18 protein-coding genes are annotated in these 24,942 nt (G+C 38.9%); 16 read left to right on the top strand and 2 right to left on the bottom strand.

What is annotated here, in order from left to right; genetic code table 11:
• Positions 1-186 precede the first annotated feature (186 nt).
• Positions 187-3,696, top strand: coding sequence for a helicase-exonuclease AddAB subunit AddB (gene addB / locus ASE01S_RS06520; protein WP_067840155.1), 3,510 nt, complete (start codon positions 187-189; stop codon positions 3,694-3,696).
• Entirely contained in the window at positions 3,659-7,375 is a 3,717-nt protein-coding gene (gene addA, locus ASE01S_RS06515; protein ID WP_067840153.1) for a helicase-exonuclease AddAB subunit AddA, read from the top strand. Before addB ends, addA begins: the two co-directional genes overlap by 38 nt.
• 227 nt (positions 7,376-7,602) lie before the next feature.
• Here the strand turns inward: addA and ASE01S_RS06510 are convergent, their stop codons facing one another.
• A complete protein-coding gene (locus ASE01S_RS06510; protein WP_067840150.1) occupies positions 7,603-8,031 on the bottom strand; it encodes a BrxA/BrxB family bacilliredoxin in 429 nt (142 codons plus the stop codon).
• Between the two features lie 225 nt (positions 8,032-8,256).
• Between ASE01S_RS06510 and ASE01S_RS06505 the strand changes: the two genes are divergently transcribed.
• The 12 genes from ASE01S_RS06505 to ASE01S_RS06445 all read left to right on the top strand — a co-directional run bounded on the left by ASE01S_RS06505 (position 8,257) and on the right by ASE01S_RS06445 (position 20,433).
• A complete protein-coding gene (locus ASE01S_RS06505) occupies positions 8,257-9,207 on the top strand; it encodes an ABC transporter permease (RefSeq protein ID WP_067840147.1) in 951 nt (316 codons plus the stop codon).
• A complete protein-coding gene (locus tag ASE01S_RS06500; protein WP_157065153.1) occupies positions 9,200-10,147 on the top strand; it encodes an iron chelate uptake ABC transporter family permease subunit in 948 nt (315 codons plus the stop codon). The genes ASE01S_RS06505 and ASE01S_RS06500 overlap by 8 nt, the downstream gene beginning before the upstream one ends.
• Positions 10,141-10,899: an iron ABC transporter ATP-binding protein gene (locus ASE01S_RS06495; RefSeq protein ID WP_067840142.1), complete on the top strand. Its 759-nt coding sequence runs from the start codon at positions 10,141-10,143 to the stop codon at positions 10,897-10,899. The genes ASE01S_RS06500 and ASE01S_RS06495 overlap by 7 nt, the downstream gene beginning before the upstream one ends.
• Before the next feature lie 439 nt (positions 10,900-11,338).
• On the top strand, positions 11,339-12,280 hold the full coding sequence (locus ASE01S_RS06490; RefSeq protein WP_083512042.1) for a siderophore ABC transporter substrate-binding protein: 942 nt from the start codon (positions 11,339-11,341) through the stop codon (positions 12,278-12,280).
• A 724-nt stretch (positions 12,281-13,004) separates the two neighbouring features.
• Entirely contained in the window at positions 13,005-13,469 is a 465-nt protein-coding gene (locus ASE01S_RS06485; protein ID WP_067840138.1) for a chemotaxis protein CheX, read from the top strand.
• Positions 13,470-13,588: 119 nt separating this feature from the next.
• A complete protein-coding gene (locus ASE01S_RS06480) occupies positions 13,589-14,050 on the top strand; it encodes a chemotaxis protein CheW (RefSeq protein WP_067840136.1) in 462 nt (153 codons plus the stop codon).
• A 21-nt stretch (positions 14,051-14,071) separates the two neighbouring features.
• Positions 14,072-14,428, top strand: a complete 357-nt coding sequence (locus tag ASE01S_RS06475; RefSeq protein WP_067840134.1) for a response regulator — start codon at positions 14,072-14,074, stop codon at positions 14,426-14,428.
• 130 nt (positions 14,429-14,558) lie between these two features.
• Positions 14,559-15,791, top strand: coding sequence for a methyl-accepting chemotaxis protein (locus tag ASE01S_RS06470; protein ID WP_067840132.1), 1,233 nt, complete (start codon positions 14,559-14,561; stop codon positions 15,789-15,791).
• Between the two features lie 555 nt (positions 15,792-16,346).
• Positions 16,347-17,510, top strand: a complete 1,164-nt coding sequence (locus ASE01S_RS06465; RefSeq protein WP_067840129.1) for an acyl-CoA dehydrogenase family protein — start codon at positions 16,347-16,349, stop codon at positions 17,508-17,510.
• 52 nt (positions 17,511-17,562) lie between these two features.
• Positions 17,563-18,483, top strand: a complete 921-nt coding sequence (locus ASE01S_RS06460; RefSeq protein WP_067840127.1) for a M14 family metallopeptidase — start codon at positions 17,563-17,565, stop codon at positions 18,481-18,483.
• Between the two features lie 68 nt (positions 18,484-18,551).
• Complete coding sequence (locus ASE01S_RS06455; RefSeq protein ID WP_067840125.1) at positions 18,552-18,971, top strand: universal stress protein; 420 nt, start codon at positions 18,552-18,554, stop codon at positions 18,969-18,971.
• Between the two features lie 802 nt (positions 18,972-19,773).
• Positions 19,774-20,433, top strand: coding sequence for a Pr6Pr family membrane protein (locus ASE01S_RS06445; RefSeq protein ID WP_067840121.1), 660 nt, complete (start codon positions 19,774-19,776; stop codon positions 20,431-20,433).
• A gap of 634 nt (positions 20,434-21,067) precedes the next feature.
• Here ASE01S_RS06445 and ASE01S_RS06440 read toward each other — a convergent pair.
• Entirely contained in the window at positions 21,068-21,475 is a 408-nt protein-coding gene (locus ASE01S_RS06440; protein WP_067840119.1) for a Fur family transcriptional regulator, read from the bottom strand.
• Between the two features lie 698 nt (positions 21,476-22,173).
• Here ASE01S_RS06440 and ASE01S_RS16055 point away from each other — a divergent pair.
• Both ASE01S_RS16055 and ASE01S_RS06430 read left to right on the top strand, forming a co-directional pair.
• Entirely contained in the window at positions 22,174-22,482 is a 309-nt protein-coding gene (locus ASE01S_RS16055) for a metal-sensing transcriptional repressor (protein ID WP_067840117.1), read from the top strand.
• 12 nt (positions 22,483-22,494) lie between these two features.
• Positions 22,495-24,888: a heavy metal translocating P-type ATPase gene (locus tag ASE01S_RS06430; RefSeq protein WP_067840115.1), complete on the top strand. Its 2,394-nt coding sequence runs from the start codon at positions 22,495-22,497 to the stop codon at positions 24,886-24,888.
• The last annotated feature ends 54 nt before the right edge of the window (positions 24,889-24,942 follow it).

The raw sequence follows: 24,942 nt of genomic DNA, 5'->3' as shown, positions 1-24,942 counted from the left end.
TTTGGTTGGTTTTAATGATGGGATTGAATGATTAGGTAAACCAATCATTAATATAGCTCTTTCCAGTTTTAATCATTCCCTCTGAAATTAACACAACAAAATTAAAATATGTTACACTACTTGTATGAGAACAAATGATCGATATAAGAAAAAGGTGATCGATCGTTTAGTAAAGGGTGAAGACTTATGACGGTTCGGTTTTTATTAGGGCCCGCTACAACCTCTAAAAGTGACCACTGTGTTACAGAGATACGCCAACAGTTAGCTGAGCAACCACAGGGACAGCCCATTATCTATTTAGTCCCTGATCAAATGACATTTCAGCAAGAATATACTTTACTAGCAGGTGCTAAGCTTAAGGGAAGTATAAGAGCTCAAGTACTAAGCTTTTCACGATTAGCCTTTCGAGTAATGCAAGAATGTGGTGGTGTAACAAAGCCCTTCATTAGTTCAACAGGTATTCAAATGATGCTGCGCAAGATTATTGAGCAAAAAAAGACAGATTGGAGAATATTCCAAAAATCGATTGAGAAAAGAGGCTTCATTGAACAGGTTGAAGCCATGATTACTGAATTTAAACGCTATCAGATTACGCCGGAGATGATAGCGACTCAAGCAACTTCACTGACTGAAGCTGCACCAGTATCACAGCTAAGTCAGAAACTAGAGGATCTTCATTATCTTTATGCTAGCTTAACAGACATGCTTGCCAATCAATATGTGGATGGAGAAGATCGCTTGACCTTATTAACAGAAAAAATTCCAAGCTCTGCTTTTTTAAAGGATGCCATTATTTATGTAGACGGTTTTCACCGTTTTACCCCACAAGAACAGGCCGTGTTAGCAGCATTAATGGATCGTGCAACATCGATGACGTTTACCTTAACATTAGATCCAGAACAGATAACCAAAAAAACAGAGAAGTTTAACCTCTTTAACCAGACCAAGGATACTTTTGATCAATTACATCAACTAGCTCTTGATCACAAGCAAACGATCCGAATTGAGCAGCTTGAACGATCTAGCCAAAGCCAGCCTTATCTCGTTCACCTTGAACGTTACTTTGATAAGCGACCAGCCCCTCCGAGTTATGGAGAAGCACCGATTGACATTGCCTATGCTGTCCATCCTCGTGCTGAGGTGGAGGGTGTAGCTCAACAGATCCTCAAACTTGTTCGTGAGCATGGCTATCGCTATCGTGATATCGCCATTTTAATGCGTGATAGTGAGTTGTATCATCATTTGATTGCAACTTTATTTGAGGATTACCATATCCCTGTATTTATTGATGAGAAAAGAACAATGCTGGATCATCCGTTAATAGAGTTTATTCGCTCGGCTTTAGATGTGGTGCTGAGCAATTGGCGTTATGAAGCAATCTTTCGCCTATTAAAAACAGGCTTATTAAACGCTAATGATCAAATTAATCCTCTTGACCGAGAAGCCATTGACACACTGGAGAATTATATTATCGAATATGGTATTAGAGGACGAAAGCAATGGACAAGTCAAGAGCCTTGGATTTTTCAGCGTTTTAAAGGCTTTGATCAAGCGGTGCAGACAGATTATGAAAAACAAATGCAGGAACGTGTCAACCGCTATCGACACCAAGTCGTAACGATGCTCGCGCCTTTTGATCAGGCACTTAGAGCGGCAACAACTGTACGAGAGCAGGCAACTGCTTTGTACCAATGGCTTGAACAAATTGGTATTCCTCTAGAATTAGAAGAATGGAAAAATGAACTGGATCAGTTAGGGAAGGTAGAGCAGGCTCGAGAGCAAGAGCAGGTTTGGCAAGCTGTTATCCAGCTATTAGATGAAATGGTTGAGCTAATTGGTGATGAAACCCTTTCGATTGGACTATTTCAGCAAACGTTAGAAGCAGGGTTAGATACGTTGACCTATGCTCATGTTCCGCCAACGCTGGACCATGTTGTGGTTGGGTCAATTGACCGATCACGAATGAGTCAAGTGAAGGTTGCTTTTTTACTTGGAGTAAATGAAGGGCAATGGCCAAGCAAGCCTAAAGTGGATACGATCCTATCAGAAGAAGAGCGCATGTTGCTTAATCAAAAGGGACTGACTCTAGCTGATGGTGAAACCCAACAGTTAATTGATGATTGGTTTTACATTTATTTAGCAGTGACTAAGGCAACAGATCGTCTTTGGTTAAGTTGCCCTTTAAGTGACCATGAAGGTAAGACAATGATGCCTGCTTCGCTAATAAAACGAATCAGAACATTATTTCCAGATTTGTCAGAACCGCTTTTATTACAAGATCCAGAAGAAATGATTGAGGCAGAGCGTTTTATTACAACACCGAGAAAAACGTTATCCGCATTAACGGCACAACTAGCTAAATATCAACGCGCTTATCCGATTGATTCGATTTGGTGGAGTGCTTTAAAATGGTTTATGAGTAGAAAGGATCAAGATCCTACCATAGAACCGATTTTACAGAGTTTATTTTACCGGAATGAAGCTGCTCCTTTAAGTCCAGACACAGTGGATAAGCTCTATTCAAAAGAAGTCAAGGCTAGTGTCTCACGTTTAGAAACTTATCACCAATGCTCTTATCAATACTTTGCTAAATATAGCTTAAACTTAAGTGAACGGAGCACATATAAGCTTGATGCTCCGGATATCGGTCAGTTATTTCATGAAGCGCTAAAGCAGATAACGGAGTGGATTCAATTAGAGGGTCGTTCATTTGGTGAGTTAAATCAAGCTGAAGCACAGCAGTATGCGGTTCGCGCAGTCACAAAGCTTGCCCCGATCTTGCAGCATCAAATTCTGCATAGTTCAAATCGTTATCAGTATATGAAGAAAAAGCTTGAGCAAATCATTGCTCGTGCTACTTACGTATTAAGTGAACAGTCTAGAAAAAGCCAGTTTACTCCTATCGGTTTAGAAATTGGCTTTGGTTTAACTGATCAGTCATTACCACCAACTCGGCTGCCATTGCCCAATGGTTATGAGCTTGTTTTGCGTGGACGGATTGATCGGGTTGATCAAGCGATGCTTGAAGATCAGCTGTATTTAAGAATCATTGATTATAAATCAAGTGCTAAGGGCTTGAATCTAATAGAGGTCTATTATGGATTAGCATTACAAATGCTCGCCTATTTAGATGTAATCTTAGCCAATTCAGAACATTGGTTAGGTATTAAGGCCATGCCTGCAGGTGTTCTTTATTTTCATGTCCATGATCCCATTCTCAGTGAATCACAGGCTGTTAGTCCAGACACTGTAGCGGACAAGCTTTTCAAAAAGTATAAAATGCAAGGTTTATTGATTGATCAAGAACAGGTCATTAGTTTAATGGATAAAGAGCTAGATACTGGTATGAGTTCAATTATCCCTGCTGGATTAAAAAAGGATGGGACGCTTCGTAGCGGCTCACAAGTAGCAAGCACTGAGATGTTTGATACCCTTCAAGATTATGTCCGATCATTAATGGTTAGGGCAGGTGTTGCTATTACCAGCGGTGATATCGAGCTAAATCCATATCAACGCGCTCAACAAAATGCGTGCCAATTTTGTGATTTTAAATCACTTTGTCAATTTGACCCTTCCTTACCAAACAATCAGTACCGGAAGTTAGCCGAGCTTCCCAAAGATCAACTATTAACAGAAATGTTAGAAGGGAGTAATCGCTATGCCTCAGTGGACAGAAGCCCAAAAACAGGCGATTGAAACATCAGGACAGCATACGTTAGTAGCAGCAGCTGCTGGGTCAGGGAAGACAGCAGTCTTAGTAGAACGGATTATTCATAAAGTGATGAATGAAGTGAATCCTGTCAATATTGATCGACTGCTGGTTGCCACCTTTACCAATGCCGCTGCTCAGGAAATGCGTAATCGAATCGCTCAAGCATTGGAACGATCATTAGAACAACATCCCTCGTCGCAACACCTTAAGCAACAATTAACCTTGTTACAACAGGCATCTATTTCGACCCTTCATGCTTTTTGTCTTGACCTCGTTAGGCGCCATAGCTATTTGTTAGACCTAGATCCAGGTTTTAGAATTGCTGATGAGATTGAGGCTGACTTATTACGTCAAGAGGTGCTGGAGTCTTTATTCGAGGAATGGTATGGCCAGTCTTTTGAGGAGCAAGAAGCATTTTTTGAGGTGGTTGATCGATTTTCTAGTGATCGTAGTGATCAAGAGGTAGAGAGACTGCTATTAGATCTATATGATTTTGCTACGCAAAGCCCATGGCCCGATGTGTGGCTTGATCGTATTGTTTCCACCTATGCAGTGGGCGATGAACAGGATGTTACTGAGCTTAAATGGATGCGAATTTTAAAGGATGGTGTGCTAACACAATTAGAGGCAACGATGCTCGAACTACAGAAGGCCATTGCGATCACCCAAGAAAGTGATGGACCTTCACATTATGCTGAGGCGATTGAACAGGACCTAGCTATGGTTGAGCGTATTAAGGCAAGCATTGAATTAAGCTGGGAAGAAGGATATCATGCCTTTCAATCTATCTCATTTAAAGCCTTATCACGTAAAAAAATGGACTGCTCAGAAGATAAGAAAGAACAAGTTAAAGGGCTAAGAAGTCGGGCAAAAAAAAGATTGACAGATATGGCTGAACAACTATTTGCGCGTCAATTATCAGCCTATTTAGCCGAGATGAAAGCATTGCAACCAACGATCCTTCAATTGGTTAAGATGGTTAAGCAATTTAAGGTAAGTTATCAGCAGATAAAAAAGGAAAAAGGATTAATTGATTTTTCTGATTTAGAACATTTTGCTTTAGCCTTGTTAATGGATGATTCTTCTACTGAAGATCAGGTTAAGCCTTCAGCCATTGCTAAAGCATTACGTGCCAAGTATGAGGAAGTATTAGTGGATGAATACCAAGATACAAATATGGTCCAAGAAACCATTTTGCAACTTGTAACAAGAGAGGACCCGGGCAATTTATTTATGGTAGGTGATGTGAAACAAAGCATCTATCGTTTTCGTCATGCAGAGCCTTCTCTGTTTATCACGAAATATAAGCAGTTTACTGAATTAACCATGTCAGGTAAGAAAATTGAGCTAGCCAAAAACTTTCGTAGTCGAAAGGAAGTCCTTTGGGCGGCGAACTTTATCTTTAGACAGTTATTGGATGAGCAAGTTGGTGAAATGAACTACGATCAAGGCTCTGAGTTGGTTTATGGAAATCATAGCTATGATCAAGCTCCTAATCAAGATTTTGATGCTGAGCTAGTCATTATTGATCGTTCAGATAAATTAAAAGCAAGTACAGATGAAAGCAGAGAGGAAACAGAATTAGATTTAGCGAAAGCGGAACTAGAAGGACGAGCTTATGTTAAATATATCAAAAAATGGATTGGACTTGATGGCAATGAGCCTAGCTTAATTTTTGATAAAGACAAGGGAATCAGTCGGCCCGCTCAATATCGAGATATTGTCATCTTACTTAGATCGATGACATGGGCGCCTACTATTATGGAAGAACTTAAAAAGCAAGGCATCCCGGTCTATGCCGAGCTTGCAACAGGCTATTTGTCAGCAATTGAAATCAAGGTAATGCTTAACTTATTAAAGGTAATTGACAATGCAAAACAAGATATACCACTAGCAAGTGTGCTAAGATCACCAATAGTTGGACTTAATGAAGATGAATTGGCTCAGATTAGATTGGCTGATCCAAAAGCTAGTTACTATGATGCGCTACATAAATGGATGGAACAAACGGATCAGATCAAGCTAAGGCAGCGATTAGAGCGTTTCTTAAGACAATTAATGGGATGGCGAGATGCGGCGCGTCAAGGGAGTCTAGCTCAACTCATTTGGCAAATTTATCGGGAAACAGGCTATTATGATTTTGTTGCGGGAATGCCAGGGGGGCGCCAGCGCCAAGCAAACCTTCGTGCCCTCTATGATCGAGCACATGGATATGAGCAAACCTCATTCCGAGGGTTATTTCGCTTTTTACGCATGATTGAGCGAATGGAAGAGCGGGGCGAGGATCTTGGTGCGGCTCGAGCCTTAGGAGAACAAGAAGATGTTGTCCGAATTACAACTATCCATAAAAGCAAGGGCCTTGAATTTCCAATCGTTATCCTTGGTGCAATGGATAAACCGTTCAATCAACAGGATTTACGCCAACGCTATTTATTGCATAAAGATTATGGCTTTGCTAGTAAATATATTGATCCCATTAATCGTATTATGTACCCTACCTTGATGTATTTTGCGATTAAACAGCAATTGCAGAAAGAATTATGGGCTGAAGAAATGCGTGTACTGTATGTAGCTTTAACACGTGCTAAAGAAAAATTGGTGATGGTTGGGACCGTTAATGATCTTGAAAAGAAACAGCTTAAATGGCAAGAAGTGCTTAATCACTCGGAATGGGTATTACCGGCATCCATGCGGTTAGATTCCAGCTCTTACATGGATTGGATTGGAGCAAGTATCATTAGGCATCAACACGCAGAGAAGATCAGGGGAGAACATGCCTACACGGCTTTATCAGAAGACATTTATCAGGATCAATCTAATTGGAAAATCAAACTCCAATCTGCATCAGATTACCAAATGGCGTCCAAAGAAGAAGAGCCCGTAGCTATTGATCTTGAACAGGTGATTACAGGACAAGAGCGTATAACAACAGAGTCTGACCATGATCAAAAAGTAGAACAACGGCTAGCTTTTCAATATCGATACAACCAAGCTACCTTACATCGGGCCAAACAGACTGTTACTGAAATTAAGCGTCAGCAAGAGCAAATTGACGAGAATAGTGGCAAGGATATTATTCGTGCATTTCAAGCACCGATGATTACGAGACCTCGCTTTATGCAGCAAGAGCAACGTTTAAGTGCTGCAGAAAAAGGAACAGCCATGCATACGCTCATGCAGCATATCCCCTTTAAGCAAGGGTGGAGCAAACAAACGATTACTGAATTTGCTCAAAGTTTAGTTGAACAAGCGATTTTGTCCCAGGAACAGGCAGACATAATTGAAGTAGATGCCGTTTTAGCATTTATAGAGTCCGAGCTCATGTCAGAAATTTTAAATCAACATGATCAAGTCAAACGAGAAGTCGCTTTTAGTTTGATGTTACCAGCACGTGATGTTTACTTAGATTGGCAGGGTGAGCAGGATGAACAAATCTTTTTGCAAGGTGTCATTGATCTATTAATTCAAACTGAGCGAGGTTGGATAATTGTTGATTATAAAACAGACCGTATAAATAATAGTTTGCTAGAAAAAGATAAGCTGAAAAACAGATATCAAACACAGCTAAAGTTGTATACGCAAGCGGTAGAAACCATTTATCAAGCTCCAGTTGAGCAATGCTATCTTTACTTTTTTGACAAAGCCCTATGGCTAAAAGTTTAATGTCTGTTTTCATTTAAAAAAGGAATGAGCGTTTGGTTTTGTGCTCATTCCTCCTTTATTAGCGGTAGTTCAAAAAGTTACCAAATGATAATCGTCGTATCTCATTGTTGGCCTTGTTTTTGCGCGACTCACGTATTTAAAGGCATACGCTCCGTTGCTCAAACCATCGCCGCCTCGATCTACTTGCTTCTAATTTGGCAATTTTGAACAAAACAGCATAGCGTTGATTAACTAGCTTGAAAGCCTGTTAAAATATGATTAACGACACTTTCTACATCTGCCCCTTCAATCTCTTCGCGTGGGATAAAATGTTTGACTTGGTTATCCTGTAAGATAGCAATAGATGGTGAAGAAGGAGGAATTTCTCCAAAGTATTCACGCATTTTTGCGGTTGCTTCTCGGTCTTGACCAGCAAATACAGTTACTAGATTGTCAGGCTTCAGCCCACCCTCTGATATTGCATAGAGGACAGCAGGGCGTGCTAACCCTCCTGCACAGCCACAGACTGAATTAACTAAAACAATTGAGCTTCCTTTAGCTTCAGCCATAAATTGATCAACTTCAGCTTCTGTTGTAAGCTCAGTAAAACCATTATTAGTTAGCTCATCCCGCATTGGTTGAGCAACTTCACGCATATAAGCTTGGTATGCATCCATTCATAACACTCCTCTTTATTGTAAATGATCATATTTTGTTAAAATGAAAGATCCTACTAGTAAAAGAGCAAGATCTATTCTGTCTCTTATTTTAACACAGATTATAAAAAACTTAATAAACATTTAATTAAAAAAGGAAATGCTATTGACAGTTTTCATATCCGTGATAAAATTAAATACATCTAATTGATAATGAATCTCATTATCGTATAAAGGAATTTTGTTATGAAGTTTAAGTATCTTATCCCTATTTTTATTATTCTATCAGCATTATCAATTTTTATTGGTGTTGTTCCACTTGTTCCAAAAGATTTGCTAACACTAACTGATCAGCAAATACAGATTATTTTGATTAGTCGAATTCCTCGACTATTAAGTATTATTATGGCAGGAGTAGGTCTGAGTATTTGTGGTTTAATTATGCAACAGCTAAGTCGCAATAAATTTGTCTCACCGACTACAGCTGGTACAATGGATTCAGCACGATTTGGTATGTTGGTTGCTATGATCGCCTTCGGTCATGCTACCACCATGCAGCGTATGCTGGTAGCTTTCGCGTTTAGCTTGTTAGGTACATTTATTTTTATGAAGCTTTTAGAGAAAGTGACATTAAAGGATGCTGTCTTTATTCCCTTAGTAGGGTTAATGTTTGGTAATATTGTCAGTTCAATCACAACGTTTGTTGCTTATCGTAACGATTTGATTCAGAGCATGTCCTCTTGGATGCAAGGAAACTTCGCTTTAGTTCTAGAAGGGCGATATGAAATGCTATATATAAGTGTTCCATTAGTTATTCTTGCTTATATCTTTGCTAACCGATTCACGATTGCTGGTTTAGGAGAAGATTTCTCAAAGAACTTAGGACTGAACTACCGAGTGGTAGTGAATCTTGGTTTGACGATTGTCGCCTTAATCACCTCAGTTGTACTACTCACTGTTGGGACCATTCCTTTTATCGGTTTGATCGTACCTAACATCGTTTCGATTTATCAAGGGGATCATCTAAAAAGAAGCTTACCTTATACCGCTCTCGTTGGTGCGATATTTCTATTAGCGTGTGATATTTTGGGTAGAGTCATAATTTTTCCTTATGAAATTGCAGTAGGGGTAGTTGTAGGGGTAATTGGAAGCTTTATCTTTCTCTATCTCATAATAAGGAGAAATGCTTATGAGTAATCGTTTTAAAATATGGAGCCTACTAACTATCACACTCATTTTGATCCTGCTTTATTTATTTTGGGATATACAAGGAAATGTAAGTTACATTCTATCCCGTCGAGCGACACGAATGTTAGCCATCGTGATAACGGGTGGTGTGATTGCTGTTTCAACCGTAATTTTTCAGACTATTACTAATAATCGTATTTTGACTCCGAGCTTAATCGGGTTAGATTCCCTTTATCAATTGGTTCAAACCTTTATTATTTTCTTTTATGGCTCGACAAGCTTAACTGTTATTAATCATAATCTTAACTTTATCCTTTCTGTTACGATTATGGTTGGTTTTGCCTTAGTGCTATTTCAAATTTTGTTTAAAAAAGGAAACAATATTTATCTACTATTACTTATGGGTCTTATCTTTGGAACCTTTTTTCAAAGCTTATCGACATTTATGCAGGTATTAATTGACCCTAATGAATTTCTTTCCGTACAAAATCGAATGTTTGCAAGCTTTAATAATGTGCAAACAGATTTGCTTTACCTTGCCATTATTTTATTGGTTGCAATTTTCATTTATTTATTTCGCTTCTTGAAATTTTTGGATGTTTTGGCGTTAGGAAAGGAACATGCGATTAATTTAGGTTTAGACCACGATTATTTGGTACGCCGTTTAATGATCGTTGTCGCTGTGTTAATCGCAATAGCCACTGCTTTAGTAGGACCTATTATGTTTTTAGGTATATTAGTAGTTAACGTTGCTTATGAGTTATTTAAAACGTATCGTCATACGGTTTTACTAGTAGGGACGAGTTTAATCAGTATTATTGCTCTGGTTGGTGGTCAATTAATCGTTGATCGATTATTTAACTTCTCAACTACCCTGAGTGTGATTATCAATTTAATTGGTGGAATATATTTCTTGTATCTTATATTAAAGGAGAAAAACGTATGGTAGAGATTAAGGAAGTGACAAAACGATATGGTGAGACGGCAGTTGTTGATCAGGTTTCGATGAGTATCCCTAAGGGACAAATTACATCATTTATCGGCCCGAATGGAGCTGGTAAAAGTACGCTTCTCTCAATTATTAGTCGCTTAATTGCTAAGGATCATGGTGAAATAATGATTGATGGAGAAGAAGTTAGCCAAGCGAACAATAGAGAGCTCGCTAAAAAAATGTCAATACTTCGTCAATCTAACCATATTAATATGCGTCTAACGGTGAGACAGCTTGTCAGCTTTGGAAGATTTCCTTATTCTCAAGGAAAACTAACCAAACATGATCAAAAAATGATTGACGAGGCCATTAGCTATATGGGTTTAAATAATATTAAAAATAAATTCTTAGATCAGTTAAGTGGTGGGCAACAACAAAGAGCCTATATTGCTATGGTGATTGCTCAAGATACAGAATATATTTTATTAGATGAACCCTTAAATAACCTAGATATGAAGCATTCTGTTCAAATAATGAAAGTATTACGACGATTAGTTGATGATTTAGGTAAAACGGTGATTATTGTCTTACATGATGTGAATTTTGCCTCCGTTTACTCAGACTATATTGTGGCATTAAGAGATGGGAAAATTGTTAAAAAGGGTGCCACAGAAGAAATTATTAATAACGGTGTTTTGAAGGAAGTTTATGATATGGATATTCAAATTCAAGATATTGATCAATGCCGTATTTGCTTATATTTTTCGTAAAGCCATTTTAACGATCAATAACGATCATTTAATCGCAATGTAACTAGATGGGGCTGCGGTTACTCCCCCCATCGAAGGGCTTTTGTAAGCCTCTCACTTCAAGAAATAAAGGAACACATCCATGTCTAAGTGGGAGAACCAACAGCCAGTAACGGCTCGACTGGTTCAACTAACGTTCAGTGGGAGAGAGAGGAAGCTGACTAAGTTTGCGGCGTCGTGTCGCAACGTCTGCACGAGCACATCCTATGTGTCCAAACCCCCACTAAACGAAGTTTCACTTTATTTATCGTTAAACCTAGATAACTTATTGAACAACCTTTTAAATGAATGGCTGGGCCCTGATTAATAAGCTGTTCGATGGTGCAATCGGTTATCTGTTTAAATAAATTATATTAAGGGAGTTTTAGAATTGAATAAGAAATTACAACTCATCCTCATTATGCTTATCTGTACTGTGTTTATCGTAGCATGTGGTTCAAATAAAGATAGCTCTGGTGATAAATCTAATAATAGTTCAGACCAAGAGCAACAAGGAACAGAAGTAGAAACTGAAATTGAAGTGGAGCATGACCTAGGTGTCACTAAAGTACCTGTCAATCCAGAAAAAGTAGTGGTCTTTGATTTTGGTACACTTGACACGCTTGATGCATTAGGTGTAGATATTATCGCTTTACCAAAGCAAAATATTCCAAGCTATTTAGCCAAGTTTGAAGATGAAACATACCAGAATGCTGGAACGTTATTTGAACCGGATTTTGAAGCATTATCAGCTATTGATCCTGACCTGATCATTATTTCTGGACGTACTTCTGAAGCCTATGATGAATTAGCTAATCTTGCACCTACCATATATCTGGGGATAGATACAGGTGATTATATAACTTCATTTGAAAGTAATGTCATGACTTTGGCTGAAATTTTTGATAAAGAAGCTGAGGCAGAGAGTGCCGTTGCCCAAATAAAAGCTGATGTGGAAGCATTAAAAGAACTAGCCCCGACAGATCAAACGGGCTTGGTTGTCCTAACAAATGATGGTTCTCTTAGTGCCTATGGTCCAGGCTCTCGTTTTGGTATTATTCATGATGATTTTGGTATTATACCAACTGTTGAGGATATAGAAGAGTCTAATCATGGACAAAACATTAGCTTTGAATTTGTCGCTGAAATGAATCCAGATTATTTGTTTGTTGTTGATCGTAATGCGGTTACAGGTGGTGACTATACTGCCTCAGCTACGCTAGACAACGAATTAATCAACCAAACGAATGCTGCACAAGAAGATCAAATTGTAGATTTAACACCGGATTATTGGTATCTATCAAGTGGTGGAATTGAATCGGTTACCCAAATGATAGCTGAGATTCGAGCGGCTGTTGAATAAGAGCATTTAATGGTTGTAAAGACTGGTAAAAGGGAACGTTGATCGTTCCAGTTTAAAAACAAAGGACGTTAAGAAGGATTCTCCTCTTAAGGTCCTTTTTTTGGTGTCCTTTTCTTGATTAGAATGAAGGTGAAGCTTAACGGATTAGGTCGTCTAGGATAAGCATTAAAAGCACACGCAAAAGCGAAGAATTTAGTTAGCCTCATTGATTATTTTAACAAAGACATATCGGGAATTTACTATTTTGGCATGAATGCGTTGTATCTCTAATCCAGCATTTTATATCTTTGGCTATTAATCTAGTCTATTTATCGCAATGTAACTGTCTGGGGCTGCGATTACTCGCCCCATTGAAGGGCTTTTGTAAGCCTCCCACACTTCAAAAAATAAGGGAATATTTCATGTCTAAGTGGGAGATCCAACAACCAGTAACGGACACTAACGTTTAGTGGGAGAGAGGAAGCTGACTAAGTTCGCGATGCCGTGTCGCAACGTCTGCACGAGCACATCCTAGGCGTCGCCCCCACTGAACGAAGTTTCATTTTATTACTATTTGTAGGATTGAGCAACCATTATAATAGGTCTAATTAATCAAAAAATAAAATTATAGGGAAAAAGACTTTATATGTGATTACATTTTACCGAAAATATAAGTAACATGTATAAAGATATAGTTAATAAGGTCTAATTTATTTATGACTTTATTCTGGGAGGGGAAAATCTAATGGTAGTAGAAGAGAAAAGTATAAATGAAATAATTAAAGATGTCTACAATGGAACGATTGATACAGTGAAGAAAACTATCCCCCTTGAGCCAGCAATTGGCGCCCCAGCAATCATTGAGCCACCTTTGGAGGTTGCGTTTGGGGTTCTAATCGGTTTTACTGGTGATATTAAAGGTGAGCTTGTGCTACAAGCGGATGATCAATTTTTTGCCACTGTTGGTGAATCGATGTTTGGTATGCCAGTCACTGGTGATATGCTGGAGTCATTCGCAGGAGAGCTAGGTAACATGATTGCCGGAGGTTTAGCTACATACTTAGCAACACAATCTATTAAAACTGATATTACACACCCCACCGTCTTGAAAGGTGATGCGGCGTTGTCAGGTTTTAAACGTGCCTTATTTGTAGATGTTAGCTATACTGACCAACAAAAATTGGCGATACATTTGTTGCTTAATAAATAGTAAAATAGGATGACATAAATCCTTATTGATTTATCACATTAAAGCGGTTATGCTTAATTTAGGACGTTAGTGCTGGAAAAGCAAACCATATATCTAATTAAAGATAAAGGAGTAAGTGGATGAGTACGGATAAATATATCGTTTTTCAATTAAATGGCCAAGCTTATGGCGCAAGTATTCAACAGATTGTTTCAATTGAAAGATTACAAGAAGTAGTTCCTTTGCCACAAGCTTCTGCTTTTATTGAGGGTATAACCAAGCTGCGTGGAGAGGTCATCCCTGTCATCGATTTAAAAGCACGTATGAGTCTTCCAAGGTCAGAGCAAACAGATCAGTCTCGTATGCTAGTTTCACTTGTGGAAGGTGTTTCAGTTGGATTCATTGTTGATGCTGCCTCAGATGTCATTGATATTGACGATGAGATCATCGAAGAGGCACCTACGACGATTAAGGGTGTTAATGCTAACTTCTTAAACGGAGTTGCTAAGCTTGAAGATCGTTTATTATTATTAGTTGATTTAAGTTACATATTAAACCATGAGGAATTAAATGAAGTCAAGCAAGTTGTTGAAGAGAAATAAGAGGTCTAAGGAGAGAATAGAATGGCTCGCATACTAGTAACTGACGATGCAGCGTTTATGCGTATGCAATTAAAGAATATTTTTCAGTCGTTAGGACATGAAGTGGTAGGAGAAGCAGAAAACGGACAAGTTGCGGTTGATTTGTATAATGAATTAAAGCCTGAGCTTGTTACGATGGATATTACCATGCCTGAAATGAATGGTGTGGAAGCAGTACGTAAAATCAAAGAAAATGATCCCAATGCGACAATTGTGATGTGTTCAGCTATGGGGCAGCAGCAAATGGTTCTCGAAGCAATTCAAGCAGGTGCAAAAGATTTTATTGTAAAACCATTTGATCAAGAACGGATTAAGCAAGCGATAGAAAAGATACTTTAAAATTACCTTGTTTTGACGTAATGTTTAAGGCGCAAAAGAATAGCGAATCTTTTGCGTTTTTCTATCGATATCACTAATTAGTGAGCTTGTTTATTAAATAAATAATATAAAGAGAAAAGGGGCGTTCTTCATGAAATTGAAAGCTAAATTATTGATTCTAGTCTTGGTAGTAAGTATCCTACATGTTTTAGCGTTTGGTTACATTTTATTTTCAACAAATGCCCTTGAGGCGAACTATCTTGAAGTAATCATTGGGGGAGTATTGGTGACAGGTATTGGCATAGGTCTAACCTTTATGATTAGCCAATCACACAAGAAGGCGCTTAAAGAGATTGAGCAACGTATCATCTTATTAGCTAGTGACGAAGAAGTTGAGTTACCTGAAGTTTCAATACATAATAAAGAACTTACTGAGATTAATGAGGGTATTATTCAAGCACATGAAAAGCATTCAAAAATGTTTAACTTTATTATTAAACTAACTGAACAAATGAATTATCAAACAGAAATACTTGATGAAACAGTTAAAAACCTAACAGAAGGAAGTAATAATATTACGGTTGCCATGCAAGAAATTTCTGGCGGAGCTGACGAGCAGGCCCAGTCTGCGGCTACGTTAACTGAAACGATGCAGCAGTTTTCTAATACGATCATGTCCGTTACTTTAAATGGAGAAAATATTAAAAATGAATCAACAGAAATGCTTAACATTACCAATGAGAGCCGTAATTTGATGGATCAATCCATTAATAAGATGACGATCATTGATAAAACCATCAAGCAATCCTTGGATAAAGTTAAAGGATTGGATGATATGACCATTAAAATTACCAAACTTGTTACGGTTATTCAAGAGGTTGCAGAGCAAACGAATTTATTAGCATTAAATGCAGCCATTGAGGCAGCACGAGCTGGAGAGCATGGTCAGGGCTTTGCCGTTGTAGCAGATGAGGTACGGAAGCTTGCAGAGCAGGTAAGTCTGTCTGTTAATGATATTACTGAAACAACAACTGGTATCCAACAAGAATCGACCGCGGCTGTACACGTTCTTGAGGAGGGCTACCAGGCTGTGAGTGAAGGTTCAAACCAAATCCAAACGACAGGAGAAACCCTGAATAAATTAAACAAGATTATTACCGGAATCGGCGATGAAATCTCCACTGTGTCAAACTCTTTATACGATGTATTAGATAATACGAAACTGATTAATGATTCCATTACCAATATAGCAAGTGTTGCAGAAGAGTCAGCAGCTGGAATAGCTGAAACAGAGGCGAATGCAGAGAAGCTCTCACAATCTGTACAAGCTATTCAGGATACACAAAAAAGCTTTGAAAAAGGTGTGACTGAACTCTTTATGTAACGTCCCGGCATAAGTCTCCCTTTCTACGAAGTGGTGAGATCAATGCCTAAGAGCTATTTGTATTCCATCATTGGGAGTTCAAATTTTGTCTGATTCAAGTTAAAGCCTCTGGCTAATACCACAGATTTTCACAGGAATTAATCGAACGAAGCTCGATAAAATCTGGGTGTGTGAATATGCCAAGGCGTATTGGATTCAAGACTAACAATTAACGTACATGAACCTGTTGATAACGGCAGCTTCGTGTACGTTTTTTAGTTCTATCTAAAATGTAGATGTACAATCAGGGGATCGGGCGAATCTTAAAATAGACCGTGTGAAAACGTTTTACCGCAGTGTAACAGGCGATTACTCGCCCCATCAAAGGGCTTTTGAAAGACTCCCACTTCAAGAAATAAGTCCGCAACGTCTGCACAAGCACATCCTATGCGTCGTCCCCCACTGAACGAAGTTTCACTTTAGTTATCAAATCGAACTTCCAATTCACGCTTTTTTTGCGTCTTTTGCTAAAAAAGCATAAAATAGTAGGATAGACGTTAAGGGGGTAGAACTTAAATGAGTATGTTTAATACCTATATACAAAATGAGCAACAACAACAATTAGTTGATAAGGCAGGGCGGCTAGCTGACACAATGAGCAAGCGCGTTAAACAGGCAGAGGAGTCAGCTGACTTACCGCAAGCTAACATTGATGACCTGCGAGCTGAGCATTATTTGACATTAACCTTACCAAAGACATATGGGGGTGAGGCATTATCACTCTATGATTTTCTGCTTGTTCAAGAACGATTAGCGGCTGGTGATGCAGCAACGGCCTTATCGGTTGGTTGGCATCTGGGGATCGTAAAAGAATTAGCCGAGGAGAAGCTTTGGGATCGTTCAATATTTGATTGGTTTGCTAAACAAGTTGCTGAAAAACAAGTACTTGTGAATCGGATTGCTTCGGAACGTGCGACCGGAAGTCCAACCCGCGGTGGTGTTCCAGAGACGAAAGCGGTTCGCCAAGGCAATCATTATTTAATCACAGGCAGAAAGACATTTGCTACAATGGCTTCAGTCTTAGATTATTATATTGTTTCAGCTTATGTTGAAGATAAGGACACAGTAGGGTCTTTTTTAATAAGTAGTGACCTTGCGGGTATTACTATAGACAAAACATGGGATACTCTAGGAATGAGAGGAACCGGGAGCCATGATGTGGTCTTTGATCAGGTTAAGGTTGAAGCTGATATGCTTGTCGAGTTAAATAAACAAGCTAATCCTCGTCAAGCTAAAGGATGGTTACTACATATACCGGCATGTTACTTAGGTATTGCAATAGCTGCACGTAACGATGCGATTGCCTTTGCCAAAAGCTTTCAACCCAACAGCTTGAAGACACCGATCTCGGAAGTGCCACATATTCAACAAAAAATTGGTGAGATTGAACTTAAGCTACTACAGGCAAGAAGTTTTATGTACCAAGTTGCTAATCAGTGGGATAAACGATCACCAGAGCAGCGTCAAGAACTCGGAGCTGATTTGGCAGCAGTAAAAACGATTGCCACTAATGTAGCCAATCAGGTTGTTGATTTAGCTATGCGTATTGTCGGGGGACGAGGATTATCAAAAGCCTTTCGTTTCGAACAGTATTATCGTGATGTTCGTGCTGGCTTACATAACCCGCCAATGGATGATATGGTTATCCAGCTCCTAGCAAAACGAGCAATATCTGAATAAAGCGTACTAAATACCCCTTGACCATACATATTTATGGTTAAGGGGTGTATTTATGGGGAATAAAATAATTAATCCTAAACAAGTGTACAGTTACTACCAGCTTTGTTCTGATCTAAATCGGTTGGCAACTCGTTATGCTAATCAGCTTAGTCTTAGCACAATAGGCTATTCTGCTGAAGGTAGGAGAATTTTTGCTGTAAAGGTAGGAAAGGGTCATAAGAAGTTGCTTTGTCATGGTGCCCACCATGCACGTGAGTGGCTTACTTCTGCGCTAATTGTTGACTTAATTGAGACACTCTTTACTGACCAAGATGCCCCGTGGAAAACCTTGAGAGAGAAACAGTTAGACCAACTCGCATTAACATTTGTTCCAATGGTAAACCCCGACGGGGTAACGCTGGTTCAGGAAGGCGCGAGTGGTTTCCCTCATCATAAAGATTTAATTGCTTGGAATGAAGGCTCGACCGATTTTCGAAGCTGGAAGGCAAACAGTCGTGGTGTCGATTTAAATCGACAATATCCAGTAGGTTGGGAAGATATTCAGCAAGATCCTGGTGAACCCAAGTCAAGTCACTACAAAGGGAAAAAGCCGTTATCGGAGCCGGAAGTCCAGGCGCTTTATCGTCTAGCAGAAGATGAACTGTTCGATTGTGCGATTGCCTATCATTCATCAGGAGAAGAGATTTTTTGGCGTTATAATTTACAAGGGGATATCATTGAAAAGTATCGGCCATTAGCTGAAGGCTTGGCTAAATTGACAGGTTATCGATTAATTGAGCCTGGACCAAACCCAAGTGGAGGAGGATTTACAGACTGGTTTTTAACTTCTTTTCAAAAGCCTTGTTTCACCATTGAAATTGCCCCATCAGTTGGCCCGAAGCCCGTACCACTAGATTTCTATGACCAAATCTATCATGAGAACAAGGATGTGATACCACTTCTAGGAAAGTACTTAATTGATAATAAAAAATAATTGGATAGCTATACGGAAATTGTTAAAGGTTGTATAATATAACTAACAAATAGTTAGGGGTGATTAGCGTGTTTAACCATATTCTGTTAGCCTCTGATGGTTCTGAGTATGCGATTCGTGCTTGTGAAAAGGCATTAATTTTAGCATCCAACAACCCAGAGGCAAAAGTGACGGTCTTATATGTTGTTGATGCAGCCACATCTAAATCAGAGGCTTCCTATCATTGGAATGCAGTGGATTTAGATAAAAGTCGCAGAGAAAAACTAGCTATTTCTGAACGGAAATTGAAGCAAGCCAATATCCCTTACGAAATTGTCATTTTGCATGGTGATCCTGGTCCAACTATTGTTAATTATGCAAATGAGCACAATGTGGATATCTGTGTTATCGGTAGCCGGGGCTTAAATACATTACAAGAAATGGTACTAGGAAGTGTCAGTCATAAGGTGGCTAAACGAGCTAATTGTCCAGTTATGATTGTGAAATGAAAATTGAAAGGTAGCATTTTAAATTTTTTTAGTTAAATAGTAGAAATTAAGCATAAAATAGCTTTGTAAATTAGATGCAAGAGTGAAATAAGGGGCCATCATCACGATGGTCTCTTTTTTTAGGCAGATATTTAGACACTTTTAACTAAGAGCACTTATGTTAATATTAATTGGGTAAAAATTTACGGTCAATAATGGGGAAGGGCAGCTGGTTAGACTTCTGCCTTGCCTAAAAGGAGCGGGTTTAAAGTAATTTTAAAGGAACAGTTTCTTGAATATCTAGATCAATCTTCAATGGAAGCGATCATTGATTAGGTACGATCTTTACTTGATTTGGGGAAAGACGGACTTTAACTTAGGTTTGAAGTCTTTAAAAATCAGCTTTTTTAATTCAGCGGAAATTTATCGAGCGGAGCTCGATAGAATCTGGGCGCAAATACGCCAAGGCGCATGTGCTAAATCAGCTGTTTATTTCACTAGAAAGAAGCAGTTTGCTAACTTACTGAATAAAGAAAGCAAAATAGAATGATAAACGATTAATTTACTGCAGTGTAACTGGCTGGGGCTGCGATTACTCGCCCCATCGAAGGGCTTTTGTAAGCCTCCCGCTTCAAGAAATAAGGGAACACGTCATCTCTAAGTGGGAGATCCAACAGCCAGTAGGTCCCGATTGGTTCAACAAACGTTCAGTGGGTAGAGAGAAGGCTGACTAAGTTCGCAACGTTTGTACGAGTACATCCTATCAGTCGAAACCCCCATTGAACGAAGTTTCACTTTAGCTTATAAAGGAGTAAAAAATGATATGATAATCCAATTAAAGTTAATTGTTCATAGCTTAATTTCAATCGTAGGTTTTACTAGTGTTATCTTACATATTGGTTATTCACCTGATCCTTTGGTATCTTTAACGAAATTCACTATTCACTCTAATCTTTTGGTTTCTATAACATTTTTATGCAGTAGCTTTGCTATTTTATCAAAAAAGCATCCGAATGCATTATTAGATTATTTGAAAAGCTGCTCAATTATCTATATGGCTGTAACTTTTCTTACCTACCATTTCTTTCTTTCGAGTGGTGGGGAATATGCTGGAATTCGGATTGTTACGAACTTTACTCTCCATTACTTCATTCCGATACTGGTTCTTATTAATTGGCTAGTGTTTGAAATCAAGAAAAGATATCGTTATACGTGTATCTTTTATTGGTTAATTTACCCTTTAATTTATAGTATTGTTTCACTGTTGAGAGGTCTGTTTGATGGTTTTTATCCGTATTTTTTTCTGAATCCTCATGGAGAAATTCCTCTAGGTGTTGGTAGCTATGCAAATGTGGCATTGTCGATTATCGCTTTTTCATGTGTTTATTTCATTTTGGGTTTTTTACTGATCACGGTAAATAGACTATTTCTATACATACGTAATCAAAACAATGAAGATGTTAGTAAAACAAATGTGCTTTAAATCGCAAACAAAGAGAACAGACATGGAGTAAGTCTGCGTTTATCGCGGTGTAACTGGCTGGGGCTGCCATTACTCGCCCCATCAAAGAACTTTTGTAAGCCTCCTGCTTCAAGAAATAAGGGAACACGTCATCTCTAAGTGGGAGATTCAACAGCCAGTAAGGGCCCGATTGGTTCAACTAACGTTCAGTGGGGAGGGGAAGCTGACTAAGTTCGCAACGTTTGTACGAGTACATCCTATCAGTCGAACCCCCACTTTATCAGAAAAAATGTCATCTTTCAGAAGATAAATTAATGATCCTCCTTCAGTCAGGGATTGCTTGAAAAAGGTAGTGTTCCATTTAGTAATTGAAGCGAAGTTAATAAGCCTTCTATGGCAGAATGTTACGCTATAGTAGCTATAACAACTGCACCCATTAAAGAACGTGTTATTCTGACTAGGATTCGGACATAAAACGCCCCTTAAGATGAAAACAGCGTTTCAATGTGATATCTGTCTATCCTAAGGGGGGAACATATCATAGTTATTTTTTCGATCATTCAAATCTATTATGTTGTTAATTTAAAAGACCTGTAGTTAAAGAAACTAGTTGCTGAAAAATAGATGATGATTGTCAGTCATGATATGACCAAGTTTATTGACAAGTAGGACATAGTCCGTATACTTCAAATTTATGATCGTCAATCATAAAGTTATTCAACTCGTTAGATACACTATCCATTGGACAACCTTTAATTTCTTTAGTCACACCACATTTCTTACAGATAAAATGATGGTGATGGTGATGTGTACAGCACATTTGATAATGTTTTTCGCCACCAAGCTCAGTTGATTCCAAAATTCCAAGTTGATCAAATAAGTGTAAATTACGATAAATCGTATCAAAGCTGATACCCTCAAAGTTCGGACTCATGTAAGTTAACAGTTCTTTTGCCGTACGATAACGATCTTGTTCGGCAAAGAATTCTAAAATAACAGCTCGCTTGTCAGTATATTTGTAACCCGCTTCCTTCAGCAAGGCTAATGCTTGTTCTACATTCATCAGATCGCCTTCCTTCTTTAGATGTTCTAAAACTTTTCCCACCGGCTAATGGTTTAAAATTATCATTTCCATACTATCGAATATCCACAAAGGGAACTTTCATAGTAAGGCAGCATAATAGTCATTTAAATCTACTTTGCAACGCCTAATACTTTATTATCCCTCTAACTAAATGATAGCATAAATAATTCTAGATAGAAAATAACTAATATAGCTAGGAGTAATTTTTAATTAAAATATCAGGTATTTTGAGTTTTAGGTCGATATAGCTGACTAGCATACCTTAGTTATCGCACGCTTTAGCAATTTCGAAAAGTCGAACGGAAGCTGGTCATTAAAGGCAGAATCTCCCACTTCAATCAGACCGCAAGGTTGATAAGTGGGGTAGTTCAATTATTGCTTAAAGGCTAAACTTCGCTTAAATTGTAGCTCAATTTTATTCTGTTGTAAATAAGAATAGTTTCGCTTTATCGCAGTGGCAGCCCGGTTGGTTCAACTAATGTTCAGTGCGGGGAGAGAGGAAGCTAACTAAGTTCGCGACGTTGTGTCGCAACGTCTGCTCGAGCACATCCTATGCGTCGAAACCCCGCTAAACGAAGTTTCACTTTATGCTGAAATCAATAGAAATTTTTATGCTAAGTTATCGGGTTGACTTTAATACCATAGGGGGGTATAGTATAAGTGAAGGAGCTGATTAAATGAAAAATCAAACACCGAATCAGGTCAGACACGTTCATCATCGTTCTGACCCAGATAAGAAGCAGTTATTAAATAGATTAAAAAAAATCGAAGGGCAAGTTAGAGGCATTCAAAAAATGGTTGAGGAGGACCGCTATTGTGTTGACATTCTAGTACAAATCTCTGCCATTAATGCAGCGTTGAAGAAGGTTGGTTTTGCAATGATGGAGGATCATGTTCACCATTGTGTATCAGATGCGATTCAAACCGGGTCAGGTCAGGAGTCGATTACTGAATTAATTGATGTGATTAAACAGTTTAGTAAGTAGAGGGGGGTTACGGTGACGAATATAAAAAGTACACGATTAAATATTGAAGGTATGACATGTGCTTCATGTGCTCATCGGATTGAAAAAGTGTTAAACAACATAGAAGGTGTGTCAGCTAATGTTAATTTAGCGACAGAGCAAGCTCGTGTAGATTATGATGCTAATCAAGTCGAGCCAGAGGCTATTGTAGATAAAATTGACCAGCTTGGTTATCGGGCAAAAACTGAACAACTTGAATTAAATATCACTGGGATGACTTGTGCAGCTTGTGCAAATCGGATTGAAAAGGTGCTATCCAAGGCGGAGGGGGTAACAGATGCAACGGTTAATTTAGCGACAGAAGCAGCCACAGTCCATTATATTACTGGGGTAACCAATCAAGATCAGCTGATTAGTAGAATTGACCAACTCGGATACGGCGCGGCGGTGAAAGTAAGCCAAACTGATCGAGCTACTGCTAAGAATAAAGCGATTGAAAAGTTAAAAAGAAAGGTGATTATTTCAGCTGTTCTCACTTTGCCGCTTTTTTTAACGATGGGCGTACATCTTTTTCAATTACAAATGCCTGACTTCTTGATGAATCCGTGGTTTCAAATGACTTTGGCAACACCTGTCCAGTTTTATATTGGGTGGCAATTCTATCAAGGTGCCTATAAAAGTTTGAAAAGTGGCTCAGCTAATATGGATGTTTTAGTTGCTTTAGGAACAAGTGCCGCTTACTTTTATAGTGTCTATGAAGGTTATTTAACCTTAGGACATCAAGGATCTGGGCATACCGTTCATGCCGAATTATATTTTGAAACAAGCGCTATGCTCATTACGCTGATTATTTTTGGCAAGTATTTAGAAGCGCTAGCTAAAGGGCGTACAACTGAAGCATTGTCTAAGCTACTAGATTTACAGGCTAAGCAAGCTCGCGTTTTACGTGATGGAGAAGAATTAATGATTCCTGTCGATCAGGTTATCGTTGGAGATACGATTATGGTTAAACCAGGTGAGAAAATACCGGTAGATGGTCAAATTCTGTCTGGTCACAGCTCAACTGATGAATCTATGATTACTGGCGAGTCCATTCCTGTTGAAAAAGTAGCAGGAGATCAAGTTATTGGGGCTACCCTCAATAAAAATGGAACAATTCGAATTAAAGCGATTAAGGTAGGACAAGATACTGCTCTTGCTAATATTATCCGGATTGTAGAAGAAGCCCAAGGCTCGAAGGCCCCAATCCAGCGCTTAGTGGATGCAATCTCTGGCATCTTTGTTCCAGTCGTTGTGGCTATCTCAATCTTAACTTTCATCATATGGTACTTTGTTGGTACTGGTGGCTTTGAGTCCGCTTTTATCGCTGCGGTTGCTGTCCTTGTTATTGCCTGTCCGTGCGCTTTAGGACTTGCTACGCCAACATCGATCATGGTCGGAACCGGAAAAGGTGCAGAGATTGGGGTTTTATTTAAAGGTGGTGAACATTTAGAACGAGCAGGGAAAACCAACACGATTGTTTTGGATAAAACAGGGACAATTACTCATGGAAAGCCTGTAGTGACAGACTATCATGCTGATGATGACGTATTGCCATTAATTGTTAGTGCGGAAAATAGCTCTGAGCATCCATTGGCAGAAGCCATTGTTCAATATGGTAAGGATAAAGAAGTAGAATTAGTTGAACCAGCTAGCTTTCGAGCTATACCTGGATATGGAATTGAAGCAGAGGTGGCTGGTCGTCATGTCATCGTGGGAACACGTAAGCTAATGTCCAAACACGGTATCGATCCTTCACAATATGAGTTGCAAATGCAAGAGCTCGAACAACAAGGCAAAACGGTGATGCTTATTGGCATTGATTTGAATTATCAAGGTATGATTGCGGTTGCTGATACAGTAAAACCAACAGCTAAGCAAGCCGTTCAAGAGTTAAAGGCAATGGGCATTGAGCTTGTTATGTTAACGGGTGATAACGAAATAACAGCACAGGCTATTGCGGCTGAGGTTGGGATAGATCAGGTCATTGCCCAAGTTGTTCCAGAAGAAAAAGCCGAGCAAATTAAGAAACTACAAGAAAGGGGAAATCGTGTCGCTATGGTAGGTGATGGAATTAATGATGCACCAGCACTTGTTATGGCAGATACAGGTATAGCCATTGGAACAGGTACTGATGTGGCCATCGAAGCAGCAGATGTAACGATTCTAGGTGGTGAATTAACACTTTTACCACGTGCATTGAAGTTAAGTAAGTTAACCATGCGTAACATTAGACAAAATTTATTCTGGGCTTTTGCATACAATAGTGCGGGAATTCCAATAGCAGCTTTTGGTCTGCTTGCGCCTTGGATTGCTGGTGCAGCGATGGCATTTAGTTCTGTTAGTGTAGTAAGTAATGCTCTAAGACTGAAACGCGTTAAAGTTTAAATTTTATCGCAGTGTAACTGGCTGGGGCTGCGATTACTCGCCCCATCGAAGGGC

This window comes from Amphibacillus sediminis NBRC 103570 (assembly GCF_001552275.1).
GTDB classification, from domain to species: Bacteria; Bacillota; Bacilli; order Bacillales; family Amphibacillaceae; genus Amphibacillus_B; species Amphibacillus_B sediminis.
Note: the sequence above shows the minus strand (reverse complement) of the source record. Positions and strands in the feature narration are given on the sequence as shown.

What these genes read in the sequence shown, in the direction of transcription:
- addB (WP_067840155.1), top strand. Translation starts at nt 187, where the DNA reads ATGACGGTTCGGTTTTTATTAGGGCCCGCTACAACCTCTAAAAGTGAC.
- addA (WP_067840153.1), top strand. Translation starts at nt 3,659, where the DNA reads ATGCCTCAGTGGACAGAAGCCCAAAAACAGGCGATTGAAACATCAGGA.
- ASE01S_RS06510 (WP_067840150.1), bottom strand. Translation starts at nt 8,031, where the DNA reads ATGGATGCATACCAAGCTTATATGCGTGAAGTTGCTCAACCAATGCGG.
- ASE01S_RS06505 (WP_067840147.1), top strand. Translation starts at nt 8,257, where the DNA reads ATGAAGTTTAAGTATCTTATCCCTATTTTTATTATTCTATCAGCATTA.
- ASE01S_RS06500 (WP_157065153.1), top strand. Translation starts at nt 9,200, where the DNA reads ATGAGTAATCGTTTTAAAATATGGAGCCTACTAACTATCACACTCATT.
- ASE01S_RS06495 (WP_067840142.1), top strand. Translation starts at nt 10,141, where the DNA reads ATGGTAGAGATTAAGGAAGTGACAAAACGATATGGTGAGACGGCAGTT.
- ASE01S_RS06490 (WP_083512042.1), top strand. Translation starts at nt 11,339, where the DNA reads ATGCTTATCTGTACTGTGTTTATCGTAGCATGTGGTTCAAATAAAGAT.
- ASE01S_RS06485 (WP_067840138.1), top strand. Translation starts at nt 13,005, where the DNA reads ATGGTAGTAGAAGAGAAAAGTATAAATGAAATAATTAAAGATGTCTAC.
- ASE01S_RS06480 (WP_067840136.1), top strand. Translation starts at nt 13,589, where the DNA reads ATGAGTACGGATAAATATATCGTTTTTCAATTAAATGGCCAAGCTTAT.
- ASE01S_RS06475 (WP_067840134.1), top strand. Translation starts at nt 14,072, where the DNA reads ATGGCTCGCATACTAGTAACTGACGATGCAGCGTTTATGCGTATGCAA.
- ASE01S_RS06470 (WP_067840132.1), top strand. Translation starts at nt 14,559, where the DNA reads ATGAAATTGAAAGCTAAATTATTGATTCTAGTCTTGGTAGTAAGTATC.
- ASE01S_RS06465 (WP_067840129.1), top strand. Translation starts at nt 16,347, where the DNA reads ATGAGTATGTTTAATACCTATATACAAAATGAGCAACAACAACAATTA.
- ASE01S_RS06460 (WP_067840127.1), top strand. Translation starts at nt 17,563, where the DNA reads ATGGGGAATAAAATAATTAATCCTAAACAAGTGTACAGTTACTACCAG.
- ASE01S_RS06445 (WP_067840121.1), top strand. Translation starts at nt 19,774, where the DNA reads ATGATAATCCAATTAAAGTTAATTGTTCATAGCTTAATTTCAATCGTA.
- ASE01S_RS06440 (WP_067840119.1), bottom strand. Translation starts at nt 21,475, where the DNA reads ATGAATGTAGAACAAGCATTAGCCTTGCTGAAGGAAGCGGGTTACAAA.
- ASE01S_RS16055 (WP_067840117.1), top strand. Translation starts at nt 22,174, where the DNA reads ATGAAAAATCAAACACCGAATCAGGTCAGACACGTTCATCATCGTTCT.